Genomic DNA, 22,924 nt, shown 5'->3' with positions numbered 1-22,924 from the left:
GCACGAACCGCCCTCCTCCCACGAAGCCTGAAGCCTGGACAGGGCGCTTTCGGGTTTCCGGGGAGGGCGGGGGCCGGTAGGATGCGGCAACCAGTCTGACAGATTCAAGGAGCGACCATGACCGAACCCTGCCCCGCCCCGATGGTGGCGCTCGCCCAGCGGTTGGCCGACTCCAGCGGCAGCGTCGTCCGCCGCTATTTCCGCACCCCCGTCACCATCGACGACAAGGCCGACGCCTCGCCGGTCACCATCGCCGACCGCGAGGCGGAGCATGTCATCCGCACCATCATCGAAAGCCAGCGCCCCGACGACGGCATCTATGGCGAGGAGCACGGCACCAAGAACCTGGACGCCGAATGGGTGTGGGTGATCGACCCCATCGACGGCACCAAGTCCTTCATCACCGGCCGGCCGATCTTCGGCACGCTGATCGCCCTATTGCACCATGGCCGCCCGGTTCTGGGCATCATCGACCAGCCCATCGTCGGCGACCGCTGGATCGGCGTCGAAGGCCGGCCGACCACCCACAACGGCCAGCCGGTGCGCGTCCGCCCCTGCCCCGGCGGGCTGGGCACCGCCATGTTCGGCACCACCTCGCCCGACCTGTTCCCCGGCAGCGATTACGACGCCTATCGCCGCGTCGCCGCCAAGGTGAAGACGGCGGCCTATGGCGGCGACTGCTACACCTATGGCCTGCTGGCGTCGGGCTATTACGACCTCGTCGTCGAGTCGGGGCTGAAGTTGTACGACTTCGCGGCGCTGGTGCCGGTGGTGACCGGGGCCGGCGGACTGATGACGGATTGGGAGGGCAAGCCGCTCGACGCCAAGTCCAGCGGCCGGGTGATCGCCGCCGGCGAACCTCTGACCCACCAGGAGGCCATGAAGGCGCTGGCCGGCTGAGGACACCAAGATGACCGCCCCGACGATGACCTCCATCGAACCGCCTGCCCGTTCCGTCTTCGAAACGTCCCCTGAAAAGCTGCGGCCCTTTCTGGAAAGCCTGGCCGCGCGGGTGTCGGGCGGGTCGAACTGGATGGTGCGCAAGAAGACCGTCTGCGACCTGCTGCTGGGGCTGGACGCCTTCTTCGCCCTGCCGGCGGCCGAACGCAGCGCGCTGATGGCCGATGACGGCGTCCCGTCCGATGCCGCCGACGCGGAGGGCGGGCCGGAGGATTTCCGCAAGGTCCTGCCGCTCTATGTCGGCGCCATCCTGGAAGGGCTGAAGGAAACGGCCATTGCGTCCCCGGAACAGGCGGCCATCTACCTGCTGTCGATCCATCCCGAGCATCAGGCGGCGGCGGAAGCCTGGATGCTGGCCGACCCGCGCAACGGGAAGTCGGTGCGCCGGCTGATGCGGGACGACCGCCGCTATCGCCAGTTGATGGACCGCATGGCCGACCACTGGCGAAGCTCGCAAAGCCGCTGAACCTGAACCGGAATTGCGCTTGACGGGGGCGCGGGCGTGGCAATCTAACCAGAACGTCCGCTCCCCACACAGGACCGCCGATGCGCCGCCTTCTCGCCATTGCCGCCACGATCCTGAGTCTGTCCACGCCGGCGAACCTTACGCAGGCGCAGGCCGCGAGCCCGGCAACGACCAGGACCGTCACCGCGCTGAAGCAGTTCGGGGAGCCGCAATTCAAGCCCGGCTTCACCCATTTCCCCCACGTCAATCCCGACGCGCCCAAGGGCGGGTCGATCGGGCTGGCCGAATCGCAGCCGGGCACCTACGACAGCCTGAACACGCTGATCCTGCGCGGGGTGCGGCCGCGCACGCTGGGGCTGATCTCCGACACGCTGATGGTCGGGTCCGGCTGGGAACTGGATGCCGCCTATGCCCATCTGGCGGAAAGCGTCGAGGTGCCGGACGACTACGGTTGGGCTACCTTCACGCTGCGCCAGGGTGCCCACTGGCATGACGGCACGCCGATCACCAGCGCCGACGTGGTCTTCACCTGGGACGCCATCCAGGCCCACGGCGCGCCCTTCATCAAGTCCTTCCTCGACCACATCGCCAAGGTGGAGGCGCTGGACGACCGCCGCTTCAAGATCACCCTGACCGGCACGGGGGAGATCAAGCCGATCATCGACTTCGCCACGACCTTCTCGCCGCAGCCCAAGCATTGGTGGACCGCCAATGGCCGCGACATCTCCAAGACGACGCTGGAACCGGTGCTGGGCAGCGGCCCCTACCGGATCAAGACCGTCGATCCCGGCCGCTCCATCACCTATGAACGGGTCGCCGACTGGTGGGCGAAGGATCTGCCGACCGCCCGCGGCTTCTACAATTTCGATACGGTGAAGGACGACTTCTACCGCGACGACGACGTGATGTTCGAGGCGTTCAAGGCCGGCGCCTATGATTTCCGCGGCGAATACCGGGCGCAGCGCTGGACCACCGGCTACGACTTCCCCGCCGTCAAGGACGGACGGGTCAAGACGCTTGAAGTGCCGAGCGAACTGCCGCTCGGCGCCCAGGGCTTCCGCCTGAACACCCGGCGCGCCAAGTTCGCCGATCCGCAGGTGCGCGAGGCGCTGACCCTGCTGTTCGACTTCGACTGGATCCAGAAGAACATCCTGTACGGCCAGTACAAGCGTACGCTCAGCAACTTCCCCAACTCCGATTTCGGGGCGAAGGGACCACCCGGCCCGGCGGAGCTGGCGCTGCTGGACCCCTACAAGGCGCAGCTGTCCGAGCGGTTGCTGACCCAGCCCTTCACGCTGCCCACCAGCGACGGCAGCGGCAACAACCGCACCCAGGTGCGCGAGGCGACGCGCCTGTTCAAGGCGGCCGGCTGGGAGGTCCGCAACGGCAAGCTGACCAATGTGAAGACCGGCGAGGCGATGGCCATCGAGTTCCTCGACGGCACCGGGGCGCTGACCCGCGTCATCCAGCCCTATGTCGAGACGCTGCGCCGCGTCGGCATCGACGCGTCCTTGCGCCTTGTCGACACCGCCCAGTATCAGGCCCGGCTGGACGAGTTCGATTTCGACGCGATCATCGTCAACCTCGCCTTCTTCACCCCGCCCGGCACCGAGCTGCGCGGCTATTTCGGCTCCGCCGCCGCCGGCACCAAGGGTTCGGCGAATTATTCCGGCATCCACGACCCGGTCGCCGACGCGCTGATCGAAAAGGCGCTGGCCGCCAAGGATCTGGACAGCGTCCAGGCCGCCACCCGCGCGCTCGACCGCGTTCTGCTGTGGGGCTTCTACATGGTGCCGCAATGGTACAACCCGGAAAGCTGGATCGCCCACAAGGCGTGGCTGGCACATCCCGCGGTCTGGCCGAAATACGACCAGGACTATCGCAGCACCAACTTCCCGGCGACCTGGTGGGTCGATCCGGCGCAGAAGGCGGCACAGCCTTGATGACGCCCCATTGCCGGGCTAACTCCGTACATCTGAACGGTTTTCGCGAAAACAAGCGAGGGAGGGGAGCGGGCATGACGGGTCGGATGCGGTGGCTGGGCACCGGTATGACGGCGGCGATGGCAGGGCTTCTGCTGCTGGCGGCCCCGGTCCTGGCGCAGGGCCAGGACCAGAGCCGGGGCAGCCACGCGCTGGCGCTGCACGGCAAGCCGAAATACGGGCCGGATTTCCAGCATCTCGACTACGTCAATCCCGACGCGCCGAAGGGCGGCGAGGTCAAGCTGATGGCCTTCGGCGGCTTCGACAACCTGAACCCCTTCATCCTGCGCGGACAGGCCGCCGCCGGCTCCGGGCTGGCGTTCCAGACCCTGACCACCAGCAACGGCGACGAGGCGATCACCGAATACGGCCTGCTGGCCGAAAGCATCGCGGTGGCGCCGGACCATACCTGGGTCGCCTTCACCCTGCGGCCGGAGGCCCGTTTCCAGGACGGCAAGCCGGTCACGGCGGACGACGTGATCTGGAGCTTCGACACGCTCCGCGAAAAGGGCCACCCGCTCTACCGCACCTATTACGCCGACGTGACGAAGGCGGAGAAGACAGGCGAGCGCACAGTCAAATTCTCGTTCCGGGATGGCAACAATCCGGAGCTGCCGGTCATCATGGGCCAGCTGCCGGTGCTGCCCAAGCACGCCTTCGCCAATCGCGACTTCGCCACCACGACGCTGGAGCCGCTGGTCGGCAGCGGTCCCTACAAGGTGGTGGACGTGCAGCCCGGCCGCTCCATCACCTACGAGCGGGTGAAGGACTGGTGGGCGAAGGACCTGCCGATCAACCGTGGCCGCTACAATTTCGACCGCATCCGCTACGACTATTACCGCGACCTCGACGTGGCGTTCGAGGCGTTCAAGGCCGGCGCCTATGATTTCCGGCTGGAGAACTCGTCAAAGAACTGGACCACCGGCTACAATGTTCCGGCGGTGCAGAACGGCCAGATCGTCAAGGAGGAGATCAAGCACCAGGACCCGCAGGGGATGCAGGCCTTCGTGTTCAACATCCGCCGGCCGATCTTCGAGGACCGCCGCGTGCGCGAGGCGCTGAATTACCTGTTCGACTATGAATGGACGCGGGCCAACCTGTCCTACGGCCTCTATCAGCGCACCAAGAGTTATTTCGCCAACACCGAACTGGCGTCCACCGGCCTGCCCTCCCCCGCCGAGCTGAAGCTGCTTGAACCCTTCCGCGGCCAGATCCCGGACGAGGTGTTCACCAAGCCCTACGAGCCGCCGAAGACCGACGCCAGCGGCAACATCCGCGGCAACCTGCGCACCGCGCTCGGCCTGCTGAAGGAAGCCGGCTGGGAGTTGAAGAACGGCAAGCTGGTCAACGCGCAGGGCCAGCCCTTCCGCTTCGAGATCCTGCTGGTGCAGGCCGACATGGAACGCATCGTCCAGCCCTTCGTCCGCAATCTGGAGCGCGCCGGCATCGAGGCGCAGATCCGCGTGGTCGACAGCGCGCAGTACCAGAACCGCACCGATAATTTCGATTACGATATGATCATCGAGCGGTTCGCGCAGTCGTTGTCGCCCGGCAACGAACAGCGCGACTACTGGGAATCCTCGCGCGCCGACCAGCCCGGCAGCCGCAACGCCATCGGCATCAGGAACCCGGTGGTCGACAAGCTGGTGGAGACGCTGATCGCCGCCCCCGACCGCGAGTCGCTGATCGCCGCCACCCGGGCGCTGGACCGCGTGCTGCTGTGGAACTGGTACGTCATCCCGCACTGGCACGACACGGTGTACCGCGTCGCCTACTGGAACCGTTTCTCCCATCCGGCGGTTGCACCCAAATACGGCCTGGGCTTCCAGGACACCTGGTGGGTCGATCCGGAAAAGAACGCCAAGCTGGCCAGCAGCGCGCGCCGCACGGAACCCTGAACCGCCTGAGACGTACAATGCTCGGACACGTGGAGCGGTCTGGTCTACGCTGTCGTTTCCTTTGAGGATTGGGGAGGGTCGGGACACCCGCGATGCTGGCTTACATCATCCGCCGCCTGTTGCTGATCATCCCCACCCTGTTCGGGATCATGGTGATCAATTTCCTGATCGTGCAGATCGCCCCCGGCGGCCCGATCGAGCAGATGATCGCCCGCGTCCAGGGCACGGCGGTGGAGGCGACCTCGCGCATCGGCGGTTCGGCCGGCGGCGACGCCAACACCGCCCAGCGCCAGAACCAGGCCGGCGGCGACAGCGGCAGCAAGTACCGCGGCGCCCAGGGCCTGGATCCCGCCTTCATCAAGCAGCTGGAGAAGGAGTTCGGCTTCGACAAGCCGCTGCACGAACGCTTCATCCACATGATGTCGAACTACATCCGCTTCGATTTCGGCACCAGCTACTTCCGCGACCGCCGGGTCGTCGATCTGGTGATCGAGAAGATGCCGGTGTCGATCTCGCTCGGCATCTGGACGACGCTGATCGTCTATCTGGTCTCCATCCCGCTCGGCATCGCCAAGGCGGTGCGCGACGGCCAGCCCTTCGACGTCTGGACCTCCGGCGTCGTCATCGTCGGCTATGCGATTCCCAGCTTCCTGTTCGCCGTGCTGCTGATCGTGTTGTTCGCCGGCGGGCGTTATTTCGACTGGTTCCCGTTGCGCGGGCTGGTGTCGGACAATTGGGGCGACCTGCCCTGGTACAAGCAGGTTCTGGATTACTTCTGGCACATGGCGCTGCCGGTGATCTCCATGGTGATCGGCGGCTTCGCCGGCCTGACCATGCTGACCAAGAACTCCTTCCTGGAGGAGATCGGCAAGCAGTACGTCATCACCGCCCGCGCCAAGGGCCTGACGGAAAACCGCGTGCTGTACGGCCATGTCTTCCGCAACGCCATGCTGATCGTCATCGCCGGCTTCCCCGGCGCCTTCATCGGCATCCTGTTCACCGGCGCCATGCTGATCGAGGTGATCTTCTCGCTCGACGGGCTGGGGCTGCTGGGCTTCGAGGCGGCGATCAACCGCGACTATCCGGTGATGTTCGGCACGCTGTACTTCTTCACGCTGCTGGGGCTGATCATGAATCTGGTCGGCGACATCACCTATGTGATGGTCGATCCCCGCATCGACTTCGAATCGCGGAGGGTGTGATGACTCCGCTGACCCGGCGCCGGCTGGCCAACTTCAAGGCGAACCGCCGCGGCTTCTGGTCCTTCTGGATCTTCCTGGTGCTGTTCTTCGTCTCGCTGGGGGCGGAGTTCATCGCCAACGACAAGCCGTTGGTGATCGAGTACGAGAACCACTACTACTGGCCCGTCTTCAACGCCTACCCGGAGACCACCTTCGGCGGCGAGTTCGAGACGGAAACCGATTACCGCGACCCCTATGTCCGCGACCTGATCAATTCCAAGGGCTGGATGGTCTGGCCGCCGATCCCCTACAGCTACCGCACCATCAACTACAACCTGCCGGTTCCCGCCCCGGCGCCGCCGTCCGCCGACAACTGGCTGGGCACCGACGACCAGGGGCGCGACGTGGTGGCGCGGCTGATCTACGGCTTCCGCATCTCGGTGCTGTTCGGGTTGGTGCTGACCGCATTCTCGTCCGTCATCGGCGTGGCGGCCGGCGCGGTCCAGGGATATTTCGGCGGCCTGACCGACCTGCTGTTCCAGCGCTTCATCGAGATCTGGCAGGGGCTGCCCACCCTGTTCCTGCTGATCATCCTGGCCAGCGTGGTGACGCCGACCTTCTGGTGGCTCCTGGGCCTGCTGCTGCTGTTCTCCTGGACGGCGCTGGTCCATGTGGTGCGGGCGGAGTTCCTGCGGGCGCGCAACCTGGATTACGTGCGGGCGGCCAAGGCGCTGGGGGCCGGCGACGTCACCATCATGGCGCGCCATGTGCTGCCCAACGCGATGGTGGCGACGCTGACCTTCATGCCCTTCATCCTGAACGGCTCCATCACCACCCTGACCGCGCTGGACTTCCTCGGCTTCGGCCTGCCGCCCGGCTCGCCGTCGCTGGGCGAGCTGCTGGCCCAGGGCAAGGCCAACCTGCAGGCACCCTGGCTGGGCCTGACCGCCTTCTTCGTGCTGGCGATCATGCTGAGCCTGCTGATCTTCATCGGCGAGGCGGTGCGCGACGCCTTCGACCCGCGCAAGACCATCGCCCAGATGTCCACCGCGATGCCGGGCGAGGCCGCCGCGGCCACCGCCGCGCGCAAGGAGGCGGCGGAGTGATGGCCTGGATTGCCCCCTCCCCATCCCTCCCCCGCTTCGCGGGAGAGGGGGCAGGAGCTTTGCAGAAGTGTGGCGGAGTTCCCTCTCCCGCGAAGCGGGGGAGGGTTAGGGAGGGGGCACGCGCAACGCATCTCCCGCCAACGAAGAAGGCCCAACAGCCCGAGAGCCCGACATGACCATCATGCCCCCCAATCCCGACCTGCTGTCCGTGCGGGGCCTGCGTGTCGATTTCCGGTCGGGCGCCGGCGCGACGCAGGCCGTCAAGGGCGTGTCCTTCGACATCCAGAAGGGCGAGACGCTGGCGCTCGTCGGCGAATCGGGCTCCGGCAAGTCGGTGACGGCCCTGTCGATCCTGCAGCTGCTGCCCTACCCGATGGCGCACCATCCCGCCGGCTCGATCCGCTTCCGCGACACCGAACTGCTGGGCGCCGACGAACGGACGCTGCGACAGGTGCGCGGCAACCGCATCGCCATGATCTTCCAGGAGCCGATGACCTCGCTGAACCCGCTCCACAGCATCGAACGGCAGATCAACGAGACCCTGTTCCTGCACAAGCGCCTGTCGACCGGTGCCGCCCGCGCCCGCACGCTGGAGCTGCTGCGCCTCGTCGGCCTGCCCGACCCGGAAAAGCGGCTGACCGCCTACCCGCACGAACTGTCGGGCGGACAGCGCCAGCGCGTGATGATCGCCATGGCGCTCGCCAACGAACCCGACCTGCTGATCGCCGACGAACCGACCACGGCGCTCGACGTCACCATCCAGGCACAGATCCTGGCGCTGCTGAAGGATCTGCAAAGCCGCTTCGGCATGGCGCTGCTTCTGATCACCCATGATCTGGGCGTGGTGCGCAAGATGGCCGACCGCGTCTGCGTGATGAACCAGGGCGAGATCGTCGAGCAGGCCAAGGTCGACGACCTGTTCATCCGCCCGCGCCATGCCTACACCCAGAAGCTGCTGTCGGCCGAGCCGCGCGGCAACCCGCTGAACCCGCCCGACGACGCCGCGGAGGTGATGGCTGCCGACCGGCTGAAGGTCTATTTCCCGATCAAGAAGGGCCTGCTGCGCCGCACCGTCGGCCATATCAAGGCGGTGGACGGCGTCGATGTCGCGGTGCGCCGCGGCCACACGGTGGGCGTCGTCGGCGAATCGGGATCGGGCAAGACGACGCTGGGCCTCGCCCTGCTGCGCCTGCACGCCAGCGAGGGCGCCATCCGCTTCGACGGCACCGACATCCAGGGCTGGCAACCCAAGCGCCTGCGGGGCTTGCGGCGCGAGATGCAGATCGTCTTCCAGGATCCCTACGGCAGCCTGTCGCCCCGCCTGTCGGTCGGCCAGATCATCGGCGAGGGGCTGGGCATCCACGGCATCGGCGATGCCAAAGAACGCGAGGCGATGGTCGCCCGCGCGCTGGAGGAGGTCGGCCTGCCGCCCGAGGCCCGCAACCGCTACCCACATGAGTTCTCCGGCGGCCAGCGTCAGCGCATCGCCATCGCCCGCGCCCTGGTGCTGAAGCCGAAATTCGTCGTGCTGGACGAGCCGACCTCGGCGTTGGACATGTCGGTGCAGGCGCAGATCGTCGACCTGCTGCGCGACATCCAGGCCCGCCACAACCTCGCCTACCTGTTCATCAGCCACGACCTGCGGGTGGTGCGGGCGCTGTCCAGCCACGTCATGGTGATGAAGGACGGCAAGGTGGTCGAACAGGGTCCGACCCAGCGCATCTTCGAGAACCCGCGCGAGGAGTACACCCGCGCCCTGCTCGCCGCCGCCCTGAACCTGGAAGCCATGGAGTCGCCGTCAGTGCGGACATGAGGCATTGGCGTGAGGCGGAGACTTTATCCGCGGCCGCTCCGCAGGTAGGGTAGCCCTCCCCTCGCAGCAGCCGACGTCACCATCATGATCGCCGCCATGACCGACACCGCCCCGCAAGACGCCGCCCGCCTCGCCGATGCCGTCCGGTCGGGGGACCGGCGGGCGCTGGCCCGCGCGATCACGCTGATCGAATCGACGCGCGCCGACCATCGCGCCACAGCCGAAGCGCTGCTGGCGGCGCTGCTTCCCTATACCGGCAACTCGGTGCGACTCGGCATCTCCGGTGTGCCGGGGGTGGGGAAATCGACCTTCATCGAGGCGTTCGGGCTGCATGTCATCGGGCTGGGCCACAAGGTCGCGGTGCTGGCGGTCGATCCGTCGTCGCAGCGCACCGGCGGCTCGATCCTGGGCGACAAGACCCGCATGGTCGACCTGTCGCGCGAGGCCAACGCCTTCATCCGCCCCTCCCCCGCCGGGACGACGCTGGGCGGCGTGGCGCGCCGCACGCGCGAGGCGATGCTGATCTGCGAGGCCGCCGGCTTCGACGTGATCGTGGTGGAGACGGTCGGCGTCGGCCAGTCGGAGACGGCGGTCGCCGACATGGTCGACCTGTTCATGCTGCTGCTGCTGCCGGCCGGCGGCGACGAGCTGCAGGGCATCAAGAAGGGCATCGTCGAGCTGGCCGACCTCGTGGTCGTCAACAAGGCCGACGGCGACCTCGCCGCCACCGCCCGCCACACCGTCGCCGACTACCGCCACGCGCTGGCCCTGCTGCGCCACGGCGATTGGCGGGTGCCGGTGCTCAGCTGCTCCGCCTTCCGGAAGATCGGCATCGACACGGTGTGGCAGACCATCGGCGAGCACAAGGCGTTGACCGAAGCCAACGGCGCCCGCGCCACCCGTCGGGCGGAGCAGGCCCGCGCCTGGCTGTGGAGCGAGATCCGCGAGACGCTGATCGACCGTTTCCGCTCTCACCCCGCCGTGCGGGCCGATCTGGCGCGACTCGAGGCGGAGGTGACCGCCGGAACCACCATCCCGGCCGCCGCCGCCCATATCCTGCTGGGGCGGTTCCTCGACCAATCCAATCCAGCATAATCCGTTCAGCTTATGCTGCACCGCAACAAATCCGTTGCACCGCACCAGCCGTAGGGCTATTCTGCGCCGGGCGGGAAAGGGGCGACGTGTGTCGATTCGGCCTTTGTCGATTCGTACATGACGCTTGGGCCGGGGTGCCCGCGGTCTCCTGGGGTTACGCCGGAGCGGCCTTTCCGTTTCCGCCAACGTGCCATCACCTACGGGAGACAACGCCATGACCGCTCAGCCGACCCCCGCCAACGTCCTGAACCTGTTCAAGTCCAACGCCCAGACCACCGCGGCCAAGTCCGCCCGCGTCGCCAACCTGGTCCAGGACGGCTACCGCCGCTGGTTCGACGGCGTGACCGCGTCGGTGAACGACGCCAGCCGTCTGGCCGCCGGGTTGGGCAAGGCCCGCACCCCCGCCGATCTGGCGGCGCTGCAGCGCGATTGGCTGTCCACCACCCAGGCCCGTGTGACCGAAAGCGTGCAGGGCTTCCTGGACGTCTCCACCAAGATCGCCGCCGAGATCACCACCCTGCCGACTCCGGCCGCCGATGCCGCTCCGGTTGCCGCTCCGGCCCCCAAGGCCGAAGCTCCGAAGCCGACGCAGGTGACGGTCGCCGCTCCGCAGGCCGCCGCCCCGAAGGTCGAGACGCCGAAGGTCGAAGCCCCCGCTCCGGCCCCGGTCGTCGAGGCTCCGGAAGCCGCTCCGGCTCCGGCGCCGGTTCCGGTCCAGGCTGCCGAGACCGCTCCGGTCGCCGCCACCGCTGCCGCCAAGCCGGCCGAGGTTCCGGTGAAGGAACTGGTCGAGACGGTGAAGGCCGAGCAGGCCGCTCCGGCCGCCGCCATCGCCGACGAGGTGAAGGCCGCGGCCAAGCAGGCGCCGCGCCGCCAGGGCAAGCCGGTTGCCGCCAAACCGGCGTCGAAGACCTCCCCCACCGTGAACTGACACCGGTCACGGCAAGATTGGCGCGGCGCGTCTCTTCGCCAGATGGAAGAGGCCGCCGCGCTTCGACTCTCCACATTTCCGCGACGACTCGGCTTTTGACGGTTTCATCGCGGATCCCGGCTTGACGGCGGCGCTTTTGTTCGACTATATAGCGGCCTCCTTCGGGCGGTGGGCCGTCCGTTACCGGGTTTCATTTGCTAAAATAAAGGATCAGTCCGATGGCACGTCGGTGCTCCGTGACCGGCAAGGGCACGCAGTTTGGCAACAACGTCAGCCACGCCAACAACAAGAATCGCCGCCGCTTCCAGCCGAACCTCCAGGAAACGTCGCTGCTCAGCGACAGCCTGGGGCAGCTGGTGCGTCTGCGCCTCTCGGTGAACGCGATCCGCTCGATCGAGCACAAGGGCGGCCTCGACGCCTTCCTGCTCGATGCGAAGGACGCCGTCCTGAGCCTCGACGCCCGTCGCATCAAGCGCCGGATCGCCAAGGCCCAGGAGAAGCAGCAGGTCGCGGCCTGATAGCTTCCCCGGCATCTGGGGCGCGTTTGGTGTGCTGAGGCGGGGCGCTTGCCGCTCCGCCGACAAGAATTAAGACGCGTACAGGACGATTCCGACTCCCGGTAAGAGAGCGGCGCGCGACATCCGAAAGGGTGCCGCGCGTTTCGTCGTTTCTGGGGGGAATCTTGGTGGCGTTGTTGCGCCGGTTGCCCCCTCCCTAACCCTCCCCCGCTGGCGCGGGAGAGGGTACTCCGCCGCCATTTCGCATAACATCACGCCACCAAGCGTCCTGCCCCCTCTCCCGCGGAACGCGGGGGAGGGATGGGGAGGGGGCGCCGGGCGAGAACTCACTCCCCCAGCAGCTCGTCCGGGTCTTCCGCATCCACCACGCGCCGGGCGATCTCGTACCCGAACCCTGCCCGCCCCAGCGCCGCCATGTCCTTGTCGCGGTGCGCCTCGCGCTGTTCCGGCCGCCGGTACGGCCCGAGCCGCCGCCGCTTCGCCAGAGCCAGCGCCGCGGTCAGGTCCAGATCGGGCCCGACATCCTCGCGCAGGCTGTCCAGCGCCTTGTCGGCTTCGTCACGGCCGATGCCCTTGCCGGCCAGCTTCTGGGCGATCATCCGGGTGGAAGCGCCGCGCCGGTGCAGGCTCTCCGTCCGCATACGGGCATAGGTCTCGTCGTTCAACAAGCCGCTGCGGACATAGCGGGCCAGCAGTTCGTCGATCCAGCGAGCCCCCTCCTCGCGGTCGGTGCCGTGGGCCTTGGCCGACAGGTCGACCTTGCGCATCAGCACCCGGCGCAGGTTGGTTGTCGAACTGGCGAAGCGCTCCAGATAATGCAGCGCCGCGTTCTCCAGATATTGCGGCGTGACCCGCTTCGGCGGCTTCCTGGCCGGCGATCGGGCCGGGGGAGCGGAACGCTTGTCGTCGGTGTTCATGGCAGTCCCTTCGGCGGCGGCGGTTGCCGGATGGACAGGCCGCACGTACAGTCCGTGGCCTGATACCGGCCGGTTCCCAACAGGCAGCCCGACAGGCAGCCCAACAGGCAGTTCGTGACGCGATGACCCTTCCCCTTCCTCCCATGCCGCGCAATGTCGGTTCCGTCAACTGGATCGGCCTGTGGACGCTCTATGCACGCGAAGTACGGCGCTTCATCAAGGTGCACCAGCAGACCGTCTGGGCGCCGGTGGTGACGACGCTGCTCTATTACGCGGTGTTCGCCCTGTCGCTGGGATCGGCGGTGCGGATGGTCGGCGCGACACCCTACCTGGAATTCCTGGCGCCCGGCCTGATCATGATGGCGATGGTGCAGAACGCCTTCGCCAACACCTCCTCCTCCGTCGTCATCGCCAAGGTCCAGGGCAACATCGTCGACATCCTGATGCCGCCGCTGTCGCCGATGGAGCTGGTCAGCGGCTTCGTGCTGGGCGGCGTGACCCGCGGCGTCGTGGTCGGTCTGGTAACGGGGCTCGCCATCTGGGCGGTGATCCCGATGCATATGCCGCATCCGGGATTCGTGCTGTTCCACGCGGTGATGGCGTCGATGCTGCTGGCGCTGCTGGGTCTGGTCGGCGGCGTCTGGTCGGAGAAGTTCGACAACATCGCCGCGGTCACCAACTTCGTGGTGACGCCGCTGTCCTTCCTGTCCGGCACCTTCTATTCGGTCGACACCCTGCCGCCGGTCTTCTGGTGGGTCGCCCATTTCGACCCCTTCTTCTACATGATCGACGGCTTCCGCTACGGCTTCATCGGGGTGTCCGACGGGGCGCGCTGGCTGGGCGTCGCGGTGATGCTGGGCGTGAATGCCGGCCTGTGGTGGCTCGCCTGGCGCATGTTCAAGACCGGTTACAAGCTCAAGGCGTAAAGACGTCGCGTTCGCCGCGCTTTTCCACCCCTATCCGTTGACAGAACCCATCAATCTCCGGATATTTGCCGTTCCCGGCGGTCAGGCATGGCCGCCGGATTTTCCATTTTGGAGACCAAGCCGTGATCCCCGTCGTTATGCCCACATACGCCCGCGCCGACGTCGTGTTCGAGCGCGGTGAAGGTCCGTATCTCTACGCGACCGACGGGCGACGATTCCTCGACTTCGCCGCCGGCGTCGCGGTGAACGCGCTGGGTCACGCGCACCCCTATCTGGTCGAAAAGCTGACCGAGCAGGCGAAGAAGCTGTGGCACACCTCCAACCTGTTCCGGGTCGCCGGGCAGGAGAGCCTGGGCAAGCGCCTGACCGAGGCGACCTTCGCCGACACCGTGTTCTTCACGAACTCCGGTGCGGAAGCGTGGGAATGCGGCGCCAAGGCCGTCCGCAAGTACCACTATGACAGCGGCAACCCGCAGAAGAACCGCATCATCACCTTCGAGCAGGCCTTCCACGGCCGCACGCTCGGCGCCATCTCGGCCGCCAAGCAGGAGAAGCTGGTGCACGGCTTCGACCCGCTGCTGGACGGCTTCGATCAGGTGCCGTTCGGCGACCTCGACGCCGTGCGCGCCGCCATCACCCCCCAGACCGGCGGCATCTGCGTCGAGCCGATCCAGGGTGAAGGCGGGATCCGCGCCGGCTCGGTGGAGTTCCTGCGCGGCCTGCGCGCGCTGTGCGACGAGCATGGCCTGCTGCTGTTCCTGGATGAGATCCAGTGCGGCATGGGCCGTACCGGCAAGCTGTTCGCCCATGAATGGGCCGGCATCACGCCGGACGTCATGTGCGTCGCCAAGGGCATCGGCGGCGGCTTCCCGCTCGGCGCCTGCCTTGCGACGGAGCGTGCGGCGTCGGGCATGACCGCCGGCACCCACGGCTCGACCTATGGCGGCAACCCGCTGGCGACCGCCGTCGGCAACGCCGTGCTGGACGTCGTGCTGGCGCCGGGCTTCCTCGACAATGTCCAGCAGACGTCCGCTTATATGCGCGGCCGTCTGGAAGAGCTGGTCGCCAAGTATCCGTCGCTGTTCCTGGAACTGCGCGGCCAGGGCCTGATGCTGGGCCTGCGGCTTGGCCAGCCGGTCGGCGACGTGGTGGCGAAGCTGCGCGCCAACGGCCTGCTGTCGGTTCCGGCCGGCGACAATGTGGTGCGGCTGCTGCCGCCCCTGAATATCGGCGAAGCCGAAGTGAACGAAGCCGTCGGGATTCTCGACCGGACGGCGCAGGAGTGCGTGGGATGAGCGGCGACAATACCAACACGGTCCGGCATTTTCTCGACATCGACCGGATGGACGGCGCCACCCTGCGCCGCCTGCTCGACCATGCCGTCCGCATCAAGGCCGACCTGAAGAAGGACCGGCTGGCCCATTCCACCCTGCTGGCCGGCCGCTCGCTGGCCCTGATCTTCGAGAAGCCCTCGACCCGCACCCGCGTATCGTTCGAGGTCGGCATGCAGCAGTTCGGCGGCAGCGTCGTCGTTCTGAAGCCCGACGACATGCAGTTGGGCCGCGGCGAGACCATCGGCGACACCGCCCGCGTGCTGTCGCGCTTCGTCGATGCGGTGATGGTCCGCACCACCGGCGAGGAGCGGGTGCATGAACTGGCGGCCCATGCCAGCATCCCGATCATCAACGGCCTGACCGACCAGACCCACCCCTGCCAGATCATGGCCGACCTGATGACCTTCGAGGAGCATCGCGGTCCGATCAACGGCCGGACCGTCGCCTGGATCGGCGACTGCAACAACGTCGCGGTCAGCTGGGCCCATGCCGCCGTCCGCTTCGGCTTCGAGCTGCGTCTGGCCTGCCCCACCGTCTACGGCCCGTCGCCGGAGCTGCTGGCCTGGGCGGAGCGCGAGGGCACCGGGCGTCTGGTCGTCACCGAATCGCCGGAAGAGGCGGTGCGCGGGGTCGAATGCGTCATCACCGACGCCTGGGCGTCGATGCACAACACCGACGTGGACGAGCGCGCGGCGATCCTCGCCCCCTATCAGGTGAACGAGGCGCTGATGGCGCACGCCCATCCCGACGCGCTGTTCATGCACTGCCTGCCGGCCCACCGGAACGAGGAAGTGACCGACGGCGTCATCGACGGCCGCCATTCGGTGGTCTGGGACGAGGCGGAAAACCGCCTGCACGCCCAGAAGGCCATCCTCGGCTGGTGCATGGGCGTTCTGGACTAACGGCGCCACTTGCCCCCTCCCCGACCCTCCCCCGCTCTCGGCGGACCAAAGGTCCGCCTGCCGCGTCAGCACAAACCACAGGTTTGTGCGAGAGCTTCGCGGGAGAGGGAGTAGGTTTCGAAGCGGCGGAGTTCCCTCTCCCGCGTGAGCGGGGGAGGGTTAGGGAGGGGGCAAGACGCCCCCACACCCACAGGCCACCCCCATGCATGGGTGCCTTGCCGATCTTGATTCGGCCGCTCGCCGCCCCGATCTTCGGCCCTACGCCTGCATAACCGGTCTCTGTCTTAAGGAATCCGCCCTATGGACGATCCGTCCGTCCGCCCGCTCACCGATGATTTCGTCCTGCCGTTCCAGATCGAGGCGTCGCGCCTGCGCGGCCGCGTCGTCAAGCTGGGGCCGGCGATCGACGAGATCCTGACCCGCCACGACTATCCGCCCACCGTCGCCCGCTTCCTGGCGGAGACGGCGACGCTGGCCGTGCTGCTCGCCAGCATGCTGAAGTACGAAGGCATCTTCACGCTGCAGACCAAGGGCGACGGGCCGATCCGCCTGATGGTGGCCGACGTCACCTCGGTCGGCGACGTGCGCGCCTATGCACAGTTCGATCCGGAAGCGCTGGCCAAGGCCGAGCGGGACGTCGACATCGCCCCGGCCGCGGCGCTGCTCGGCAAGGGCTACATCGCCTTCACGGTGGACCAGGGTCAGGACACCGACCGTTACCAAGGCATCGTCGAGCTGTACGGCAAGACGCTGACCGACTGCGTCCAGCATTACTTCCGCCAGTCGGAGCAGATCGACACCGGCCTGACCGTCTCGGTCGACCGCGAGGTGAAGCCGGACGGCACGCCGGGCCAGTGGCGCACCGGCGGCGTCATGATCCAGCGCCTGCCGCAGGAGCAGGGTCTGGTCGCGTCCGACAAGGAAGACGATTGGCGCCGCGCCATGGTGCTGATGGCCAGCGTCACCGGCGACGAATTGCTGTCGACCGACCTTGCCGCCTCCGACCTGCTCTACCGCCTGTTCCACGAGGACGGCGTGCGCATCTATGACGGACATGCGCTCCGCTTCGGCTGCCGCTGCTCGCGCGAGCGGGTGGAGACCATGCTGCGCAGCCTGCCCCGCGAAGAGGTGCAGGAGCTGAAGATCGACGACGGCCGGGTCGAGGTGACCTGCCAGTTCTGCTCGACCGACTACCACTTCACCGACGCGGACCTCGACCGCGTGTATGGACCTGCCTCGTAACGGGGAATAGGGTCCGATATCAGCGCGTTCATGGGGGCGCGGCGTCCGCGCCGCGCCCCTTTCCTTTTCCAGTAACCCAGGTTGCCGAACGCAGCCCAAGAACCGGAGTCCCCATGCTGTCGCGCCGCCTTGCCCTTGCCGCCGGAATGGCCACCCTCCTGCTTGCCGCCTGCCAGAGCGCGCCGCCGCGGCCAGCGCCGCGGCCGGTCGATTTCTCCAATTTCGGGCCGATCGTGCTGAATGCCGGCACCATCGACGCGGTCGATGCCTATCGGCCGACGGGGGCCAAGCATGTGGAGAACCGCTCCGCCGTTCCGCCGGCCGAGGCGGTGCGGCGCTGGGCGGCGGAGCGGTTGCAGGCGGCCGGCGGGCCGGGGCGCGTGCGCGTCACCATCCGCGACGCCAGCATCGTCGAGGTGCCCCTGCCCACCAAGAAGGGCATCACCGGCTATTTCACCAACGACCAGGCCCAGCGCTATGACGGGCGCATCGAGGTGGAAATCACCGGCGAGGTGCCGGACACCGGCAACGGCGGTTTCCGCGGCGTGACCCGCTCCACCGTCACCCACTCCACCACCGTGGCGGAGAACATCTCGCTGGCCGACCGCGAGGCCACCTTCCTCGACATCACCCGCCGGATGATGGAGGACCTGAACGCCCGCCTGGACGCCGGCATCCGCAAGGATCTGGCGCCGATGGTCCGGCGCTGAGCCCATTGCGGCAGTTGGCCCGGCCTTTGCGGTGGGGCACTCGACCTTTCGTCAGAACGGAGAGTGCCCATGCCGAAATTCGACCTCTACGTCGTCCGGCCGCCGGAGGGATCGGCCACCGTCACCGCCATCCCCGAGGAAAAACAGCAGGCATCCCAGGCCGCCCTCCGCAACCTCAGCCGCTCCGGCTGCGTGGTGAAGTCCCTGGGCGACATCGACCTGTCCTTCGTCAAGAAGTCGGAGGCGCAGATCAAGCTGGAACTGGCGGTGCGGCAAATGTTCGCCGCCTCCGCCTACAAGCCGCCGGTATCCATTGTCTGGTGAACACCGGCCGGTAACGGCATGAGGCGGGCGGCCTTCGGGCGGGGGCGGCAGAAACCGCCCCCGCCCGCCGCCTCATCGGTAAAATCTGGCCGGCAAACTCTGCCCCAAAACTCTGCCCTAAATCTCCAGCTGCATGCCCAGCTCGACCACCCGGTTGGGCGGGATGCAGAAATATTCCGACGCGCTGGACGACAGCTTCGACAGGAAGATGAACAGCGGTTCCTGCCAGCGTGGCAGGCCGGACTTGCCGTGGGTGCGGATCAGCGTCTCGCGGCTGACGAAATAGGTCGTCTCCATCGGCTCGAAGGGCAATCCCGGGATGCGCCGGATTTCCAGCGCCTGCGGGATGTCGGGCTCGTCCTTGAAGCCGAAATGCACGATCAGCCGGAAAAAGCCGGCGGACAGCGCCTTCAGTTCGAAGCGTCGGTCATCCGGCACATGGGGCACGTCCTCGATGTCGACGGTCAGCAGCACGACCCGCTGGTGCAGCACCTTGTAGTGCTTCAGGCTGTGCAGCAGCCCCGGCGGCAGGCCGCGCGGGTTGCCTGTCAGGAAGACGGCGGTGCCCTGCACCCGCTGCACAGACCCGCCCTTCAGCCGCTCCAGCAGCATGTCGAAGGGCAGCGCATCCTCGGCCAGCCGCTTGCGCACCACCTCGCGCCCGCGCCGCCACGTCGCCATCAGCAGGAAGACCATCGCGCCGACCACCAGCGGGAACCAGCCGCCCTCCTCCACCTTGATCAGGTTGGACAGGAAGAAGGCGAGATCGACCGACAGGAACACCACCAGCGCAAGCACGGCCTGCCACAGCTTCCAGCGGCCGAGCGAGCGCGCCACCTTGTAGGCCAGCAGCGTGGTCGCCACCATCGTGCCGGTGACCGCGATGCCGTAGGCGGCGGCGAGGTTGCTGGAGGTCTGGAAGCTCAGCACCAGCACGATGACCCCGGCCAGCAGCAGCCAGGTCAGCTGCGGCATGTAGATCTGGCCCTTCTCATGCTCCGAGGTGTGCATCACCTCCATCCGCGGCAGGTAGCGCAGATGCATCGCCTGCAGCGTCACCGAATAGGCGCCGGAGATCACCGCCTGCCCGGCGATGATGGTGGCGGCGGTCGCCAGCAGCAGAAGCGGCACCTGTGCCCAGTCCGGCGCCAGATGGAAGAAGGGGTTCTCGATGGCTTCCGGTTCGTGCAGCAGCAGGGCGCCCTGGCCGAAATAGCACAGCAGCAGCGACGGCAGCACGATCGTGTACCAGGCGCCGCGGATCGGCTTGCGGCCGAAATGGCCCATGTCGGCATAGAGCGCCTCCGCCCCGGTCACCGCCAGCACCACGGCGCCCAGCAGCAGGAAGCCGTGCCAGCCGTGGTTGAACAGCATCTCCACCGCATGGCCGGGCCACACCGCTCCCAGCACACCGGGATAGCGGACGATCTGCCCGATGCCCAGCGCCGCCAGCGTCACGAACCAGACCAGCATCACCGGGCCGAACAGCTTGCCGACCTTCTCCGTCCCGAAGCGCTGCAGGACGAACAGCCCGATCAGGATGGTCAGCGTGATCGGGATGACGTAGCTGTCCAGCGCCGGCGCCACGACATGCAGCCCCTCCACCGCGCTCAGCACCGAGATGGCGGGGGTGATCAGGCTGTCGCCGTAGAACAGCGAGGCGCCCATCACGCCGATCGCCATGACCATGCCGGTGCGCCGGTGTCCCGGCCGCATGCCGCGCAGGGCCAGCGCGGTCAGCGCCAGGATGCCGCCCTCGCCCTGGTTGTCGGCGCGCATGATGAAGACGACGTATTTCACCGTCACCGTGATCACCAGCGCCCAGAAGATCAGCGACAGCACGCCCAGGATGACCTCGGGCGTCAGCGGGAAGCCGCCGCCCTCGGTCAGGCATTCGCGCAGCGTGTAGAGCGGGCTGGTGCCGATGTCGCCATAGACGACACCCAGCGCCCCCAGCGCGAGCGCGCGCAGCTTGGCCGCATGCTCCCGCCCGTCCATGCTTGCTTCCATACCCGGTCCGCTCCGATCGTTGCATACACACGGCCATGCCTAAGGTGGCTTGGCGTCGCCGCGCAAGCCCCGAATGGCGAAACGCGCCACCGGCCCGACCGATCCGCCGTCAATTTTGCCGCACCCCATCCAAAATGATATGGGGCGGGCGCGGCGCTCGGCACCGTTGCATCGGCGGCGGCAGCGTGGTTCTATCCTTACGTGTACCGTGGACAGTTCCGAGCCGGCAGCCATGTCCAATGATCTCCTGTTCGCCTCGGACGAGTCTCCCGACCCGCGGAATTCCTCCGCCGCGGCGGATGCCGCCGATTCCGGCGCTCCTCCCTGGCTGGTGCTGGTCGCCGACGACGAGCCGGAGGTGCATGCCGTCACCCGGCTGGCGCTCGCCCGGCTGCGCTTCCGCGACCGTCCCGTCCGCCTGCTCGACTGCACCAGCGCGGCGGAGGCGGAGCGCATCCTGCGCGACACCCCGGACATCGCCGTCATCCTGCTCGACGTGGTGATGGAGACGGAGGACGCCGGCCTGCAGCTGGTTCGCCGCATCCGCCAGGATGTGGGCAACAGTGCCGTCCGCATCATCCTGCGCACCGGCCAGCCGGCCCGCGTGCCGGAGGAGGATCTGGTCCTCGCCTATGAGATCGACGGCTATACCGCGAAGACGGAACTGACGGCGCGCCGCCTGTTCACCAGCGTGGTCACGGCGCTCCGCGCCTATGCCGGGCTGGCGGAGCTGGAACGCCGGCTCGCCGAGCGCAGCCGCGCGCTGGAGGAGGCGACCGTCCGCCTGAACCGCATGGCGACGCTGGACCCGCTGACCGGCGTGTGGAACCGCCGCCGCTTCCTGGAGCTGGCGGCGGCGGAACTGGCGCGGGCGCGCCGCTACGGCCGGCATCTCGGCGTCTTCCTGCTCGACCTCGACGGCTTCAAGGCGGTCAACGACGCCCATGGCGACGCCACCGGCGATGCGGTCCTGCGCGCGGTGGTGAAGCGGGTGCGGGCGGCGCTGCGCATCTCCGACCACATCGCCCGCTCCGGCGGGGCGGAGTTCGTCGTGCTTCTGCCGGAAACCGACGGGGCCGGCACCGCCGTGGTGGCGGAACGGGTGCGCGCTGCCCTGGCCGACAGCCCCATCCTGGTGGAGGAGCGGGCGATCCCCGTCACCGCCAGCATCGGCGTCGCCAGCTGGCTGCCCGGTGAACCCGGCGTTGAACAGACCCTGCACCGCGCCGAGCATGCGCTGCACGCCGCCAAGCAGGCCGGCCGCAACCGGGTGGAACGGGCGGAGGGATAAGGCATCCGTCCTCCACCGGCATGTTTCATGTGAAATATCGTTACAGCGCCGCGATTGAACCGCGGCAAGCGAGGGGGTACTCCTTAGGGTCGGAAGCATCCACCCGGATGGCATTCCCGATCGGGGATTCGCATATGTGGCAGGACTATACCAACGCGCTGATCACCGCCTTCGGGTTGTCGGGGCTGGGGTTCGGCATCGGCAAGCTCGTCATCGTGCTCGGCGAACGCGCCATCGAACGCCGCCACGGGTCGGAGGGGGTGCGCGACGTCATCGCCCGCCGCGCCAAGATGGAGACGAAGTTCGAAGCCCGCCGCGGCGACCGCATCCGCGAGCTGAAGGAACTGGACGGCGCGGTGGAGGATGTGCTGCGCCGCCGCAAGGTGATGGAACGCCAGATCGAGGACGCGCGCCAATCCGGCGAACGGCTGGTCCGCCTGATCGGCGAGGAGGTCCAGGGCAGCCCCTGCTATGTCGCCATGGTCGTGAACAAATATGTCGGCACCGGCGCCGCCCAGCAGAGCCAGCACGCGCTGGTCGACCCCAGTTGGGCGCAGCCGCAGATGATCGAGGTGTGGGCGCGCTCGATGGCGGAAGCGCGGACGGAGATCGAGCGGCGCTACCCGCCCGCCTTCGGCTATGCGGTGACGCGGATGCAGGAGTTCCTGTCCGCCGACACGCCCGTCGCCAAAGCGAGCTGAGACAGAGGACGCGCCATGGACAGCATGCCCTACATCTTCGCCGGCCTCATCGGCCTCGCCTCGCTGGCGGTGTCGCTGCTGCTGGCTCTGCGCCGCCTGAAGACGTCGGAGGAGCGGATCGCCACCGCCGTTTCGCGCAAGCAGGCGCAGGTGGAGCGGATCAAGAAGATCGCCCGCGTCACGCTGCAGCAGGCCCGCGACCTGCGCGACGCCCGCCGCCGCAAGGCGATGGCCGAGCTGGGCTGCGAGGATCTCGAGCAGCGCCTGAAGGCCGCCGGCGCCGCCGACCGCCGCATCTATGTGCTGGACGACCGCCGCACCCAGAAGGACCAGGGCTGGCTGCTGCGGGTGGTCAACATCGAATACGGCGCCCGCGTCAACGCCAGCCTCACCCCCACCGCGCTGGACAGCTGGAAGCGCGGCCGCCGCTTCCTGGTCTGGGCGCTGGACGAGAAGAAGGCCCGCGAAAAGGTCAACGCCCGCTTCCCGGAAAACAAGGGCTTCGCGGTCATGGGCGTAGAGTCCTACTTGGGGTGAATGTGGGGCTGCCGCGGGTGCCCCCTCCCCATCCCTCCCCCGCTTCGCGGGAGAGGGGGCAAGAGCTTTGCGGGAGTTCA

The 22,924-nt window shown here is 67.7% G+C and carries 21 protein-coding genes; 19 read left to right on the top strand and 2 right to left on the bottom strand.

All coding sequences use genetic code 11. From position 1 onward, the window contains the following. Positions 1 to 117 precede the first annotated feature (117 nt). From hisN to rpmB, 10 genes are all read left to right on the top strand, one after another. On the top strand, positions 118 to 900 hold the full coding sequence (hisN, locus tag FZ029_RS19800) for a histidinol-phosphatase (protein ID WP_149271242.1): 783 nt from the start codon (positions 118 to 120) through the stop codon (positions 898 to 900). A gap of 10 nt (positions 901 to 910) precedes the next feature. Beyond that, positions 911 to 1,426: a hypothetical protein gene (locus FZ029_RS19795; RefSeq protein WP_247892407.1), complete on the top strand. Its 516-nt coding sequence runs from the start codon at positions 911 to 913 to the stop codon at positions 1,424 to 1,426. Positions 1,427 to 1,506: 80 nt separating this feature from the next. Beyond that, complete coding sequence (locus FZ029_RS19790) at positions 1,507 to 3,369, top strand: extracellular solute-binding protein (RefSeq protein WP_149271240.1); 1,863 nt, start codon at positions 1,507 to 1,509, stop codon at positions 3,367 to 3,369. 74 nt (positions 3,370 to 3,443) lie between these two features. Then, positions 3,444 to 5,306, top strand: a complete 1,863-nt coding sequence (locus FZ029_RS19785) for an extracellular solute-binding protein (protein WP_149271238.1) — start codon at positions 3,444 to 3,446, stop codon at positions 5,304 to 5,306. A gap of 92 nt (positions 5,307 to 5,398) precedes the next feature. Next, positions 5,399 to 6,508, top strand: a complete 1,110-nt coding sequence (locus FZ029_RS19780; protein ID WP_149271236.1) for a microcin C ABC transporter permease YejB — start codon at positions 5,399 to 5,401, stop codon at positions 6,506 to 6,508. Next, complete coding sequence (locus tag FZ029_RS19775; RefSeq protein ID WP_149271234.1) at positions 6,508 to 7,593, top strand: ABC transporter permease; 1,086 nt, start codon at positions 6,508 to 6,510, stop codon at positions 7,591 to 7,593. The genes FZ029_RS19780 and FZ029_RS19775 overlap by 1 nt, the downstream gene beginning before the upstream one ends. 172 nt (positions 7,594 to 7,765) lie before the next feature. Beyond that, complete coding sequence (locus tag FZ029_RS19770) at positions 7,766 to 9,406, top strand: ABC transporter ATP-binding protein (RefSeq protein ID WP_149271232.1); 1,641 nt, start codon at positions 7,766 to 7,768, stop codon at positions 9,404 to 9,406. Positions 9,407 to 9,502: 96 nt separating this feature from the next. Next, positions 9,503 to 10,501 (top strand): methylmalonyl Co-A mutase-associated GTPase MeaB, encoded by a 999-nt coding sequence (gene meaB, locus FZ029_RS19765; protein ID WP_149271230.1) that lies wholly within the window; start codon positions 9,503 to 9,505, stop codon positions 10,499 to 10,501. Positions 10,502 to 10,715: 214 nt separating this feature from the next. Further along, on the top strand, positions 10,716 to 11,432 hold the full coding sequence (locus FZ029_RS19760; RefSeq protein WP_149271228.1) for a phasin family protein: 717 nt from the start codon (positions 10,716 to 10,718) through the stop codon (positions 11,430 to 11,432). 218 nt (positions 11,433 to 11,650) lie between these two features. Further along, on the top strand, positions 11,651 to 11,950 hold the full coding sequence (gene rpmB / locus FZ029_RS19755; protein ID WP_042696295.1) for a 50S ribosomal protein L28: 300 nt from the start codon (positions 11,651 to 11,653) through the stop codon (positions 11,948 to 11,950). A gap of 326 nt (positions 11,951 to 12,276) precedes the next feature. Here the strand turns inward: rpmB and FZ029_RS19750 are convergent, their stop codons facing one another. Continuing rightward, the gene (locus FZ029_RS19750; RefSeq protein ID WP_149271226.1) at positions 12,277 to 12,867 is read right to left on the bottom strand and encodes a RecX family transcriptional regulator; all 591 of its coding nucleotides are present in this window, start codon (positions 12,865 to 12,867) and stop codon (positions 12,277 to 12,279) included. Positions 12,868 to 12,989: 122 nt separating this feature from the next. Here FZ029_RS19750 and FZ029_RS19745 point away from each other — a divergent pair, with 122 nt between their 5' ends. The 6 genes from FZ029_RS19745 to FZ029_RS19720 all read left to right on the top strand — a co-directional run bounded on the left by FZ029_RS19745 (position 12,990) and on the right by FZ029_RS19720 (position 18,305). Further along, positions 12,990 to 13,793: an ABC transporter permease gene (locus tag FZ029_RS19745; RefSeq protein ID WP_149196742.1), complete on the top strand. Its 804-nt coding sequence runs from the start codon at positions 12,990 to 12,992 to the stop codon at positions 13,791 to 13,793. A 122-nt stretch (positions 13,794 to 13,915) separates the two neighbouring features. Then, a complete protein-coding gene (locus FZ029_RS19740; protein ID WP_149271224.1) occupies positions 13,916 to 15,088 on the top strand; it encodes an aspartate aminotransferase family protein in 1,173 nt (390 codons plus the stop codon). Further along, positions 15,085 to 16,029 (top strand): ornithine carbamoyltransferase, encoded by a 945-nt coding sequence (gene argF, locus FZ029_RS19735; RefSeq protein WP_149196744.1) that lies wholly within the window; start codon positions 15,085 to 15,087, stop codon positions 16,027 to 16,029. The genes FZ029_RS19740 and argF overlap by 4 nt, the downstream gene beginning before the upstream one ends. A 300-nt stretch (positions 16,030 to 16,329) precedes the next feature. Then, the gene (locus tag FZ029_RS19730; RefSeq protein ID WP_149271222.1) at positions 16,330 to 17,271 is read left to right on the top strand and encodes an Hsp33 family molecular chaperone; all 942 of its coding nucleotides are present in this window, start codon (positions 16,330 to 16,332) and stop codon (positions 17,269 to 17,271) included. A gap of 113 nt (positions 17,272 to 17,384) precedes the next feature. After that, entirely contained in the window at positions 17,385 to 17,981 is a 597-nt protein-coding gene (locus FZ029_RS19725) for a hypothetical protein (protein WP_149271220.1), read from the top strand. A 69-nt stretch (positions 17,982 to 18,050) separates the two neighbouring features. Further along, positions 18,051 to 18,305: a hypothetical protein gene (locus FZ029_RS19720; protein WP_085087781.1), complete on the top strand. Its 255-nt coding sequence runs from the start codon at positions 18,051 to 18,053 to the stop codon at positions 18,303 to 18,305. Between the two features lie 117 nt (positions 18,306 to 18,422). Here FZ029_RS19720 and FZ029_RS19715 read toward each other — a convergent pair whose 3' ends face one another. Beyond that, positions 18,423 to 20,315, bottom strand: a complete 1,893-nt coding sequence (locus tag FZ029_RS19715) for a potassium transporter Kup (protein WP_149271218.1) — start codon at positions 20,313 to 20,315, stop codon at positions 18,423 to 18,425. Between the two features lie 232 nt (positions 20,316 to 20,547). Between FZ029_RS19715 and FZ029_RS19710 the strand changes: the two genes are divergently transcribed. The 3 genes from FZ029_RS19710 (at position 20,548) to FZ029_RS19700 (ending at position 22,844) form a co-directional block, all read left to right on the top strand. Continuing rightward, on the top strand, positions 20,548 to 21,606 hold the full coding sequence (locus tag FZ029_RS19710; RefSeq protein ID WP_149271216.1) for a diguanylate cyclase: 1,059 nt from the start codon (positions 20,548 to 20,550) through the stop codon (positions 21,604 to 21,606). Positions 21,607 to 21,740: 134 nt separating this feature from the next. Continuing rightward, positions 21,741 to 22,307 carry a hypothetical protein gene (locus FZ029_RS19705; RefSeq protein WP_149271214.1) on the top strand — a complete coding sequence of 189 codons (567 nt, stop codon included), beginning with the start codon at positions 21,741 to 21,743 and terminating at the stop codon, positions 22,305 to 22,307. 15 nt (positions 22,308 to 22,322) lie between these two features. Beyond that, positions 22,323 to 22,844, top strand: coding sequence for a hypothetical protein (locus FZ029_RS19700; RefSeq protein WP_149271212.1), 522 nt, complete (start codon positions 22,323 to 22,325; stop codon positions 22,842 to 22,844). The last annotated feature ends 80 nt before the right edge of the window (positions 22,845 to 22,924 follow it).

The sequence above is a fragment of the Azospirillum sp. Sh1 genome (assembly GCF_008365135.1).
Classification (GTDB): Bacteria; Pseudomonadota; Alphaproteobacteria; order Azospirillales; family Azospirillaceae; genus Azospirillum; species Azospirillum oryzae.
This window is presented reverse-complemented; position numbering and strand designations above follow the sequence as displayed.